12 protein-coding genes and 1 pseudogene are annotated in these 11829 nt (G+C 40.6%); 8 read left to right on the forward strand and 5 right to left on the reverse strand.

Going from position 1 to position 11829, the window contains the following annotated elements:
• Positions 1-30: 30 nt before the first annotated feature.
• A complete protein-coding gene (locus ABMQ40_RS02020; RefSeq protein ID WP_370895999.1) occupies positions 31-591 on the forward strand; it encodes an RNA polymerase sigma factor in 561 nt (186 codons plus the stop codon).
• On the opposite strand, the gene ABMQ40_RS02025 is transcribed toward ABMQ40_RS02020, so the two are convergent.
• Positions 592-1230: a hypothetical protein gene (locus ABMQ40_RS02025; protein ID WP_370896001.1), complete on the reverse strand. Its 639-nt coding sequence runs from the start codon at positions 1228-1230 to the stop codon at positions 592-594. It lies immediately after the preceding gene.
• Positions 1231-1345: 115 nt separating this feature from the next.
• Here ABMQ40_RS02025 and lipA point away from each other — a divergent pair, with 115 nt between their 5' ends.
• Positions 1346-2212: a lipoyl synthase gene (gene lipA / locus ABMQ40_RS02030; RefSeq protein ID WP_370896003.1), complete on the forward strand. Its 867-nt coding sequence runs from the start codon at positions 1346-1348 to the stop codon at positions 2210-2212.
• 77 nt (positions 2213-2289) lie between these two features.
• On the opposite strand, the gene ABMQ40_RS02035 is transcribed toward lipA, so the two are convergent.
• The gene (locus ABMQ40_RS02035) at positions 2290-3144 is read right to left on the reverse strand and encodes an AraC family transcriptional regulator (RefSeq protein ID WP_370896005.1); all 855 of its coding nucleotides are present in this window, start codon (positions 3142-3144) and stop codon (positions 2290-2292) included.
• Between the two features lie 158 nt (positions 3145-3302).
• On the opposite strand from ABMQ40_RS02035, the gene ABMQ40_RS02040 reads away from it, so the two are divergent.
• Positions 3303-4496 carry an MFS transporter gene (locus ABMQ40_RS02040; protein ID WP_370896007.1) on the forward strand — a complete coding sequence of 398 codons (1194 nt, stop codon included), beginning with the start codon at positions 3303-3305 and terminating at the stop codon, positions 4494-4496.
• 165 nt (positions 4497-4661) lie between these two features.
• On the opposite strand, the gene ABMQ40_RS02045 is transcribed toward ABMQ40_RS02040, so the two are convergent.
• Complete coding sequence (locus tag ABMQ40_RS02045) at positions 4662-5042, reverse strand: SpoIIAA family protein (protein WP_370896009.1); 381 nt, start codon at positions 5040-5042, stop codon at positions 4662-4664.
• A gap of 105 nt (positions 5043-5147) precedes the next feature.
• Here ABMQ40_RS02045 and ABMQ40_RS02050 point away from each other — a divergent pair, with 105 nt between their 5' ends.
• Positions 5148-6353, forward strand: coding sequence for an NAD(P)/FAD-dependent oxidoreductase (locus ABMQ40_RS02050; RefSeq protein WP_370896011.1), 1206 nt, complete (start codon positions 5148-5150; stop codon positions 6351-6353).
• A gap of 49 nt (positions 6354-6402) precedes the next feature.
• Here the strand turns inward: ABMQ40_RS02050 and ABMQ40_RS02055 are convergent, their stop codons facing one another.
• Together ABMQ40_RS02055 and ABMQ40_RS02060 are read right to left on the reverse strand one after the other, a co-directional pair.
• A complete protein-coding gene (locus ABMQ40_RS02055) occupies positions 6403-7599 on the reverse strand; it encodes a VWA domain-containing protein (RefSeq protein ID WP_370896013.1) in 1197 nt (398 codons plus the stop codon).
• Positions 7600-7617: 18 nt separating this feature from the next.
• Positions 7618-8292, reverse strand: a complete 675-nt coding sequence (locus tag ABMQ40_RS02060) for an SIMPL domain-containing protein (protein ID WP_370896015.1) — start codon at positions 8290-8292, stop codon at positions 7618-7620.
• A 314-nt stretch (positions 8293-8606) separates the two neighbouring features.
• Here ABMQ40_RS02060 and ABMQ40_RS02065 point away from each other — a divergent pair, with 314 nt between their 5' ends.
• The 4 genes and pseudogenes from ABMQ40_RS02065 (at position 8607) to ABMQ40_RS02080 (ending at position 11769) form a co-directional block, all read left to right on the forward strand.
• On the forward strand, positions 8607-10379 hold the full coding sequence (locus tag ABMQ40_RS02065) for a histidine kinase (protein ID WP_370896017.1): 1773 nt from the start codon (positions 8607-8609) through the stop codon (positions 10377-10379).
• A gap of 46 nt (positions 10380-10425) precedes the next feature.
• On the forward strand, positions 10426-11160 hold the full coding sequence (locus tag ABMQ40_RS02070) for a LytR/AlgR family response regulator transcription factor (RefSeq protein ID WP_370896019.1): 735 nt from the start codon (positions 10426-10428) through the stop codon (positions 11158-11160).
• A 245-nt stretch (positions 11161-11405) separates the two neighbouring features.
• A pseudogene (locus ABMQ40_RS02075) lies at positions 11406-11585 on the forward strand (lipocalin family protein); the annotation flags it as partial.
• Positions 11586-11688: 103 nt separating this feature from the next.
• Complete coding sequence (locus ABMQ40_RS02080) at positions 11689-11769, forward strand: hypothetical protein (RefSeq protein ID WP_370896141.1); 81 nt, start codon at positions 11689-11691, stop codon at positions 11767-11769.
• Positions 11770-11829 lie beyond the last annotated feature (60 nt).

Genomic DNA, 11829 nt, shown 5'->3' on the forward strand with positions numbered 1-11829 from the left:
TTTATCTGAAATAAATTATATTTGTTATACATGAACGACGAACAATTATTCCAGCTCATTCAAAAGGCAAAAGAAAAAGACCAGAAAGCCCAGACCAAGCTCATTAATATTTTCTGGGTGGATGTGTTCTCTTTTGTGATGAAAAAAGTGAAGGATGAAAATGATGCCGATGAGATTACGGTGAATGTTTTTTCCAAGGTACTCTCAAAACTGGATTTGTTTGATCCCCATTTCCAGTTTAAAACCTGGATTTTAACCATTGCCCAGAATACGGTAATTGATTTCTGGAGGAAACGGAACAGGGATAACCAGGATGCTACCGAAAACCTGGAGGAGGTCAGAAACCAATATGCCAAGTCCCCTGAAGAACTTATGATCTCTGACGAGGAACAGAAAAAGATCATCAAAACTATCGAATCCCTGGATGCCAATTACCAGGATATCATTAAGCTGAGATTTTTTGAAGAAAAAAGCATCAGGGAAATCGCAGAAGAGCTGGGAATATCGGTTGCCAATACCAAGGTAAGGGTGATGCGCGCCAAAAAGGTACTTGCCGAATTATTGAAAAACAATGAATTTGAAGATAATTGATCATATATAGATTTCCGTCTTTGTCCCCGGAAGTACAATTTTTCTCTGTTCTTTTCCGTTCCTGTTCTGCAGATTGATCTTTAAACCTTTTTTTATGAATGTTTCCTTCGTAGATTTTCCATAATCCGGATTGCCGGTATCCTCAACGTCTTTGGTATAGATCAGCCGTCCCGTAGAAAGATTGAAATCCACATTCTGAAAATATTCTCCGGGCTTTCCGTACGCGGAGGTATAGCCGATCAGCTCAAAATGCCCGTTCTGAAACCTGTATTTATCGGTATATCCCCACTTCCAGCTGCTCCCTCCGGATTGGGCGATAATCAGGATACCCTTTTCAATTTTGGTATAGGCGTAAGGGTCACCCATCATTCCTCCGCCATTACTTTCCAGTATTGCCTTTCGTGATTTTTCAAGCATGGTCCATTTTCCGTTGACTTTTTTCAAAATCTGGATTTCCCGGATGTTACCCAGATCAGTAGTGTCTTTTGTGTTGTAGATGATTACTTTTTCGGGGATCTGATCACCATCCAGATCTCCATCTGCAATTTCAATAACTTTTGACCCTTCCGGCTGAAATTCTTCCTGGGCAAAACAAAATATATTGAAAATAACGGATAACAATAATAATATCTTTCTCATCAGCAAAATTTTAAGATCATAAATTTACAATATATTTCCAATGATATGTTCCATCAATTTTTCCGGTAGATGGTTTCCATTAAAAATTCCTTAACTTTGAACTTCAACTTTAGAGATGGAAAATTTAGTTCAAGACACTACCGTGCAAAAACCAAAATGGATCCGTGTAAAACTTCCCACCGGGAAAAATTACAGAGAGCTCCGAACCTTGGTTGATAAATATAAACTTAATACAATATGCCAGAGTGGAAGCTGTCCCAATATGGGCGAATGCTGGGGCGAGGGAACTGCTACCTTTATGATCCTTGGAAATATCTGTACGAGGAGCTGCGGGTTCTGCGGGGTGAAAACCGGTAAACCTTTGGATGTCAATTGGGATGAGCCTGAAAAAGTGGCCCGTTCGATCAAGCTAATGAAAATCAAACATGCCGTTCTTACATCAGTTGACCGTGATGATCTGAAAGATATGGGATCCATTCTTTGGGCTGAAACCGTAAATGCGGTAAGAAGGATCTCTCCCGGAACAACGATGGAAACTCTGATCCCGGACTTTCAGGGCATTACCAAACACCTGGACAGGCTGGTGGATGTGGCCCCGGAAGTGATCTCCCACAATATGGAAACGGTAAAAAGGCTGACCCGGGAGGTAAGGATTCAGGCTAAATATGAAAGGAGCCTCGAGGTATTGAGGTATCTGAAAGAAGCAGGGCAAAGGAGAACGAAAACCGGTGTTATGCTTGGCTTGGGTGAAACCAAAGATGAGGTCTTCCAGACCATTGAAGATATCAGGAATGCCAATGTGGATGTCATTACCCTGGGGCAGTATTTACAGCCAACCAAAAAGCACCTGCCTGTTAAAAAGTTCATTACCCCTGAGGAGTTTGATGAGTTTGGAGATTTTGCAAGAAGTCTGGGATTCAGGCACGTGGAAAGCTCACCACTGGTAAGAAGCTCTTATCACGCGGAAAAACATATCCATTAATATAAAATCGCTCTTAGGGCGATTTTTTATTGCTGAGATCAGTAACAGGCGGTTTATATGGTAACCGATATTGAATATTACGCTTCTATTTTATTCAGATGCCTTTTTCTGAATTCAGAAGGTGTTTCCCCTACATGTTTCTTAAACAGCTTATTGAAATAAGAAAGGCTTTCAAACCCTACCTGAAAACAGACCTCTGTGATGGAAGCTTCCTTCAGTAAAAAGATTTTGGCCTGATTGATCCTATAATTGTTGACGAAGTCCGTGAAGGTCATATTGGTCTGTTTTTTAAAATAGCGGCAAAAAGCGGGGGTGCTCAGGCTTACGATCCGGGCAATATCATTTACATTAGGCTTCTTGTCATAATTTTCATCGATATAATCATAGATGGTTCCCATCCTGATTTTATCATTCAGGAACCATTTTATCCTGGTATCTTCGGAGTTGAGCTCCTTTACTTCAGTAGAATCGGCCAGTATCTGCAGGATCCCGATCAGTCCCATCAGAGAATCAAAACCGGTTTTGTCTGCCATGGCGGATAGCTTTTCCACAACAAGTCTTTTGGTTTCCCCTGAAAAAGACAGCCCCAGATAGGACCGCTCCAGGAGCCGTTTTATATTTCCAAATTCAGGAACTCTTGAAACCAGGTCCTGCAGGAAGTTTTCCCTCATTTGTAGGACCATCTGCCGGCACCCCGTCTGGATGCCGTAATCAAAATTAAGATGCGGAACATTTGAACCGATCAGTACCAGGTCACTTTCCGTGAAGCCGGAAATATCTTTTCCCACGTGTCGGATACCATTAATGGCCTCCACGTAGACAAGCTCTATTTCAGGATGATAATGCCAGAAGAAACAATTTTTGAGACAGGGTGAAAAGAGCTTGAAAGATCTGTCCTTTTCAAATTCTATAATTTCTTTCTGGATTTTCATTTGATTCTGCTTTGCTTATTTATGGCTTCAAAATTAAATAAAAAAGTTAATGTAGAGCAAAATTCTATCATTTCAGTTAAAGTATAACTGATAATTTCTATCGAATTTTGCATTCCAAGAGAAAACATTAATTAATTACAAAGGACTTGAATATGGGGATGATTGATAAAAGAATAATACCCTTGGCCGTTGGTGGCTTGGGGATCGGAACTACGGAATTTACCATTATGGGATTGCTGCCTGATATGGCCAGAAGTCTGAGCATTACAATTCCGGAAGCGGGGCATCTGATCTCCGCCTATGCTTTGGGAGTGGTGGTAGGAGCTCCCATTTTAATAGGCTATTCAGTAAAATTTGCACCCAAAAAAGTGCTTATTGCATTGATGATTCTGTTTACCTTATTTAACGGTCTGTCGGCTGTTGCTCCAGATTATACTACAATGCTGATCATCAGGTTTATGTCGGGCCTGCCGCATGGAGCCTTTTTCGGGGTAGGAACGGTAGTGGCCTCAAGGATGGCAGGAAAAGGGAAGGAGGCGCTTTATATCTCACTGATGTTTACGGGGCTTACAATAGCCAACCTTGCCATGGTACCTCTGGTAACTTACATCGGGCATGCCTTTCACTGGAGGTGGTACTTTGCAATTGTGGCGGTTATCGGTTTGCTTGCCCTGTTATTTTTAAAATTATGGCTTCCTTCGATGGAAACCAATCAGAATACCCATTTTTTGGAAGAGCTTAAATTTCTTAAAAGCAAGCAGTCGTGGCTGGTATTATTGATCACGGCAATCGGTTTCGGGGGGCTTTTCACATGGTTCAGCTATATTACCCCTTTAATGACGGTTATTGCAGGAATTAAGAGCAGCCAGATGGCTTACGTAATGATTCTTGCCGGAGGAGGAATGGTAGTTGGTAATTTGGCTGGCGGTATTTTGTCAGACCGGTTAGGACCGGAAAAGACATGCTCCCTGTTGCTTTTCCTGATGATGGCTTCCCTGGCCGGAGTATTTTTCCTTTCAGAATATCAGAATATAGCTTTGGCTCTGACCTTTGTATGCGGAGCTTTGTCAATGTCTGTTGCTTCGCCTATTAACATTATGATGATGAAAGCGGCACCCAAAAGTGAGATGATGGCGGCGGCCTTCATGCAGGCGGCCTTTAATATTGCTAATGCCATGGGAGCATTTTTAGGCGGTATTCCTTTAGAGCATGGCTTTTCCTTTAATTACCCTTCTTTGGTAGGGGTTGGGATGACCCTGATAGGCCTGATCATCAGCCTGAGGTATAAATATCTGTATAGTTCCGGGACCGTTGAAGAAATCACAGCAGAATGTGTCTCTTGTGATAAATGATCGCGGGTTCCTGATCTTTAATTGAATAGCCGGATTATAAAAAAGAGGCTGTCTCAAAAGTACCCCCTCTCTCGGACTCCTGTCTGACAACTTTTGTCATTTAAGAGATTCTCAGAGCGTTAATTTACCTTTTGAGACAGCCTCCTTTTTAGTTTATAAGACTGATCATGCCTCTACTTCATTGCCGTTTTTACACCAATAAAGGGCATTGTATAAATTACCTTTTGGGAAAGATTTGAATTCTCCCGGCATCAGGACACTGAAAACATCCGTGAAATTCTGAACCCCCTCCTTATCCGTTACAATAGCGGTGCGGTTCCATTTCGTCAGATTTTTCAGACCTAGAAGTGCATCTTCCAACCACGCTCCCATCGTGAATTTATCCAGATCGGTATCCAAATACAATAAGTAATTCAGCTCTCCAAACTGGTCGACTTTTTCTTTTACGCGTGGAATTACTAGGTTTTCAAAATCTTCTTTAGTTACTTCTCCGGTGGCATTGAATGCCGCAACATTTTCCGGAGCTTCTGGAATAATCGTTATCATATCGTATATTTTAATGTGGTTTGATTTTAAGTCCGACATCAATAATTACACCACAAATAGTTAAATAATCATAAATATTATTATTTTAGTTAAAGAAATGTGAATATGGATTTAAAATCGAATGAACCATTCTGGCTTTTGAAAAACGGGTTGATGGCATCCTATCCCTCCCTGAAATCAGATGTGGAATGTGAGGTGCTGATCATTGGCGGAGGTATTACAGGAAGCCTGATTGCCCATCAGATGATTGAAGACGGTTATGAAACAATCCTCGTCGATAAGCGTGAGATTGCTAACGGGAGTACCTCTGCCACCACTTCAATGCTTCAATATGAAATAGATGTTCCCCTTTTTGAGCTTACGGAAAAAGTAGGAGCAGGCGGAGCCGTGAAAAGTTACAAAGCCTGTTCGGATGCCATTGATAAAATTGAAGAGCTTTCCGGTAAAATAAAATCCAGATCCGGTTTCAAAAGAAAGAAATCCCTGTATTATGCTGCCATGAAGACAGATGCGGAATGGCTGAAAAAAGAATATGAAGCCAGAAAAAAAGCAGGCTTTGCCGTAATATGGCTGGATGCTGATGAAATTTCAGATAAATTCGGGTTTGAAAATACCTATGGAGGAATCCTGTCTGAACAGGGTGCCAGCATTGACGCCTTTCACTTTGCCCATGAGTTATTTATGCTCAATGTAAAAAGAGGGCTCAGGATTTTTGATAAGACAGAAATAATGAAGGTGGAATACTTTAAAGGATATAACCTGGCCTCAACAGATCAGGGATATCGGATAAAAGCCGGAAAGATCATATATTGCACAGGCTATGAAAGCAAAAGCCTGATCAAAGAAAATTTCGTAACCCTAAAAAGTACCTATGCCATGGTTTCCGAGATTGATAAGGACAAATTTAAGAACATCACCAATACCTTGGTATGGAATACTGATAAGCCTTATATGTATATGCGCAGCACTGATGACGGGAGATTACTGATAGGAGGGGGTGACGAAGATTTTTCTGATGCGGGGGAAAGAGATGCCATATTGGACAAGAAAGAAAAAGCAATTTTGAATATCCTCAGAAAGATAAAGCCTGGTTATCATTTCTATACCGATTTTGTCTGGGCCGGAACCTTTGGGGAAACCAAAGACGGGCTGCCTTATATAGGAGAGCATAAAAAGTTTAAGAACTCTTATTTTGTTCTTGGCTTCGGTGGGAACGGGATTACTTTTTCTGTCACGGGAATGGAGATGGCCTCTTTATTTATGAAAAGAAAGAAGCACCCGCTGTCCAGGTACTTCAAATTCGGAAGGTAAGTTATTGGCTCCGGCGGAGCCGGAGCCAATAACTGTGTGCATACTCACATTATACGTTGTATCCGCTTCTTTTTGCGAGTTCAAGAACGGACCTTTCAATGGCTTTCCCGAGATCATCCGAATCCTGAGAGCCCCGTTTTTTCATTTCTTTATCAATGTAATCCTGGCGCTTTTTAGAAAGCTCTTCAATCTCTTTCTGGATTTTTTCCCGTTCAGCAGATTTTATGGCTATCATTTTCTTGATTTCTTCCCTGCTTTTTCCTTTCAGTTCCGCAGGAAGCTCTTCTTCCGTTACAGAACTTATGAAGCCGGCATCCTTTTCAGCTTTATCTACCAGATCCCAGTGTTCGTTTTTATAAGCATTTTTCTTTGCTTTGGCTACCGTTCTTTCAACAGCGCTGGATACGGACTGTATTCCGGCATTCTTATCCTGTGCTACCTGTTTGCTTTTATATTCATAACCACGGTTTCCGTAATAGATGTAAGTATCATTGAGTTTTTCATTGCACTCAGAAATACGGATGTCATAAGGCGTTTCAATAGAGATCACTTTTCTGTCACTGTCAATATTAAAATACTTTCCCTCTCCCAGGGTAGCACCGTTCTGCCAGAAGGTCTGGATTCCCTCATTCCTTTCACCGCAAAAAATGGTATTGATATAGATCTTTTTACCTTTAGCTCCTGAAATGGCCTCCTTATAGCTGATCTTCCCCTGGTCGAAAGGTTCATTTCCGGCAATATAGATCAGCTTCATGCTTTTGTCATTGCTGTCCCAGTTCAGGTTCTGTGAGGTGTCACGGATCACTGCACCGCAGTATTCGCTTCCTCCGTTGGTCCTCAGCGCGAACAGCTTTTCCGAAACCAGGTCCAGGTCCTGGGTAAGCGGCGTAACCTGGCGGATATAATGTTCATCATGGATGCCGTCATTTCCGTATTCATACAGGGAAATTTCTATTTGTGGACTTTTTCCGTTATATTTCAATGTTGTCAGCGTATTCACGATATTCCAGAGCCTGGATTTTGCCTGATCGATCAGTCCGTCCATACTGTTGGAAGTGTCCAGCAGTAGGGCCACCTGGATTTTATTTTCTTTGGAGGTGGTTGAAGTTTGCGTACTCTCATTCTCAAGGATCATATTTCCGGAATTGCGGGAATAATTTCTTTCAATGCGGACTGCCTCCGAAGGAGTTTGCATGCTTAGCAGGGCAGCAGCACTGATTACTAAGGTTAACGTTTTAATAGCCATGATCTGATGTTGATTAGGTTAAAGAATTTCGTATTTTGTTCTGATGCTGTATTTCAGTTTGATGTTTTCAATATTGTCAAACGAATAGTCCATCCCTGCATCAGCGGCTTCCAGCTGTACATTGCTCATTTTGCTTTTATAGGAAACGGGGATTATGCTGTCGCTCATATAATCTTCTACTTCTATGATTTCAAGAGGATTCCCTGTTTTTTTGCCGATGCTCTCCAATAGATAATCGGCTTTCTCTTTTGCAGCCTTTAAGGCGTTTATTTTCACGGTTTTCCTGAAATCAGCAATTCGGGTATTCCTGACCTCTGCAATATTCATATTGGCGACCCATTTTTGGTTCAGGTCTTCAAAAAGCCTGCTCACATTGGTCTTGGCGTTCACCTTAAACTGATAGTTTTTGGTAAATTTGGTTATTTTGGAATAAAGATTCTGATACATGGATTTAAATTTGATGTCCTCATTCTTCACACCATCTTTTTTCAGTATTTCAAATAATTTCTTTTCATTATCTGCAAGCTCATTCTTGTTGTCTGCCTTGATGCCGATGTTAAAGGTGATTTCATCCGGTTCTACTTCCATTTCCGCGATTCCTGTCACTTCTATTGAATTTTTCTTTATTTCCTGGGCGTTTACCAGGCTTCCCAGGATCAATAATCCGGTTAATAAAAAATGGGTCAATTTCATAATTTTTTGATTTAAATTCTATGGTAAAGTTACCCGTATTCCCGGTGGAAAATCAGGAGACTTGGTAAAACGGAACTTTGACTTGGTGAACAGCGAAAAGCAAATTTCCAAATACATTCGGTGTCCTGAAGGGCTGTATTGTGTAAGGCAAAAAATAGCAAGATTAATCCCGGGGGTTTACCGTTAAACGGAGTGGCAGGATTGGATACCGCAATGCTGTGGTCTGATTATCACTTTAATATAAACTTGGTGAACCGGCAGGTTCACTTGGTGAATAGTTTTTAGATAAATATAGATATGTATATCTTTGTTTTATGAACATGCTCCGAATTTTTGCAGTCTTCCTTCTTATTCTTTCAGGAAATATTCTATATTCCCAAAAAACCATCGCGGACAAAGTAAAAATCCAGAGTAAAAGACTTGAAAAGGCCGTAGATAAAAAAGATGAGTCTGCACAAGCCGATTCTTATTACAATATCGGAGAAACATTTTTTAATGACGGGAATTTTGAGAAAAGTGAGGAATACTTCACCCGGGCCAAAAATATCTATGAAAAGCTGAACGATAAATCCAATATTGAAAAAGTAAGCCGTAGGCTGGCGCAATCCCAGGAGAAGCAAAATAAGATTTCCCCTGCGATAGCCAATTACAGCAGAGCTGCGGAAGTTGGATACTCTAAAAGCAGAGTCATTAATACCAATGATGTGGCAAGGCTTTCCTCCACATCCCCGGAAAAAAAAGCGGAAGCTATTCAAGACAATATCCGGATCAGTGAAAAGGAGAATGATCAGGCCGATCTTGCAGCAGGCTACAGCCAGATGGCTGATATTAACATTCAGCAGAAAGATATCCCGAAAGCGGAAGAAAACCTGAACAATGCCTATAAAATTTCAAAAGAGCAGGCTCCTCAGCAGGCGTTGGAAATCAATCAGAAACTGACTGACTTTTATATCGGGAATAAAAAATTTGATAAGGCGATCGAAGCCAAAAAGAAAGTCCTGAAAGAGGATTTCGTAAAAGAGAATTCAAAAAAAGAAGTAGAGCAGATCAGAGAGCTGGCAGATATCTATATCAGGAAAAATGATACAGATGAAGCCATTCGTTTATTGAAAAAATCTTATGGGATTGCCATAGAAAAAGGCCATACGCTGGAAGCCCAGAAAAGTGTCAGAAAGCTGGACAGCCTCTACAATATTTCAGAAAATACGGATGCTTCCGTTCAGCTTTACAGAGATTTTCTAGGAAAACTGCCCCGTCTGGTTGCCAGGGACAAAAGCCTTGTAGACAATAAGGTCCTGGAAGACACCGAACAAAGGATATTACAGCTGGAAAAAGAAAAAGAATTAAAAGACGAGCTCATCCGTAAAAAAAACATATTTAATTACAGCCTGATAGGAGTACTGATTTTATTGGCAGCCTTGGTAATCTTTATTTTCAGAACCTTGAAAAAAGTTCAGATTAAAAATAAGAAGATCGCATTGCAATCGCTTCGCCGGGAAATGAATCCGCATTTTATCTTTAACAGCTTAAACAGCGTCAACCAATTTATCGCTACTCATAACGAACTGGAAGCTAACCGGTATTTAACCCAATTTTCAAAGCTGATGCGCGGAATAATGGAAAATTCCACAGAAGATTTTATTCCTTTCCAGCAGGAGCTGGATCTGTTACAGAATTATCTGGCACTGGAAAAAACGCGTTTTTCAGATAAATTTGATTATGAGATCATGGTAGATGAAAATCTGAATATGCAGAGCCTTCAGGTTCCGGGAATGCTTGTACAGCCTTTTCTGGAAAATGCAATCTGGCACGGATTGCGCTACAGAACGACTAAAGGGTTCTTAAAACTGTATTTTGAAAAATACGGCCGGCATTTGAAAATTACCATTGAAGATAATGGAATAGGAATTGAAGAAAGTAAAAAACAAAAAACAAAACATCAGAAAACAAGAGAAGGCCGCGGAATGAAAAATACGCTGGAAAGAATCGCCTTGCTGAACGACCTTTACCATCATGATATCCGATGTGTAATTACGGATAAAAAAAGAGGACAGGGAGTTTTGGTGGAGATAAGCTATGCGCTGTAAGTTATGATGGCGAATAGTGATATATTTAATATACCCTATACCGGAAATGAAAATAAAAGCTGTAATTGTAGACGATGAGGTGATTGCGAGGGATGTCCTGAAAAATTATCTCACCAAATACTGCCCTCAGGTGGAAATTCTTGGTGAAGCAGAGAATATCAAACAGGCGGTCCCGCTGATCATGGAAAAACATCCTCAGCTGGTTTTCCTGGATGTGGAGATGCCTTTCGGGAATGCTTTCGATGTATTGGAAGCTACGAAAGATTTTTCTTATGAAACAATCTTTATTACGGCATTTTCCCAATATTCCCTGCAGGCGCTGAACAAATCTGCAAGCTATTATATCTTAAAGCCTATTGATATTCAGGAACTGATTGTAGCAGTTAATAAAGTAGCGGAAAGCATTGAAAAAAAAGAAGAACTGAACCGGAATAAAATCCTGCTTGAAAACCTTAAGCTGAAGCCGGAAAAGCAGCAGCTTATTCTACCCACTCTGCAGGGTTTCGATGTCGTGAAAACAGAAGATATCCTGAGGCTGCAGGCAGACGGAAACTTTACCCAGGTATACCTTACAGACGGTTCAAAGAAAATGGTATGCCGCTTTCTGAAACATTTTGATGACCTTCTGGAATATCCTTTTGTAAGGGTGCACCGTTCGCACATCATCAATACAGGCTTTGTAAGATCCTACCATAAAAGCGGTACGGTAACCCTGTCAGATCATACTGAGATAGAGGTCTCGGGCAGTTTTAAAGAAAATTTCCTCAGAGTTTTTTCATAGGATTTTTTTGTTTATCACCCGGGCATTGTTTTTGAACGTTTATAATCATCACAAACAATATTATTATGAAAACTTTTCAAAAAATTGCAATTCCTGTGTCTATAGGAGTTTTGGGGTTAGCGATCATAAGCCGTTGTTCGGTGAGAATCCCCAGGGGAGCAAAAGCAGTAAAGGGCTTTAATGCAGAAAAATATTTATGAAAGTGGTATGAGATCGCACGTCTGGATTATAAATTTGAGAAAAATATGGATAACGTTACGGCTGCCTATACGCAAAATCCTGACGGAACCATTCGGATAAAAAATAAAGGGTACGATTACATTAAAAAAGAATGGAAGGAATCAGCGGGAGAAGCCAGGTTTGTAAAAAATAAAACGGAGGCCCGGCTTAAAGTGTCATTCTTCAAACCATTCTGGACCGGCTATAACGTTATTGATATTGATGAAAATTACCAGTATGCATTGGTTGCCGGAAGCAGTCTGAAATACCTTTTGGATACTGTCCCGTACCACAGCAATTCCCGAAAGCATCAGGCAACGTTTCCTGGAGAAAGCGAAGAGGATCGGTTATAGCACGGATGAACTGATCTGGGTAAAACATAATCATTAAAATTAATCAGCAATTTTACTTTTCCTGATTTTAAAGTTTGCTTTTCAACGCCCTTCGGAA

This window comes from Chryseobacterium gossypii, assembly GCF_041361455.1.
Taxonomy (GTDB): domain Bacteria; phylum Bacteroidota; class Bacteroidia; order Flavobacteriales; family Weeksellaceae; genus Chryseobacterium; species Chryseobacterium gossypii.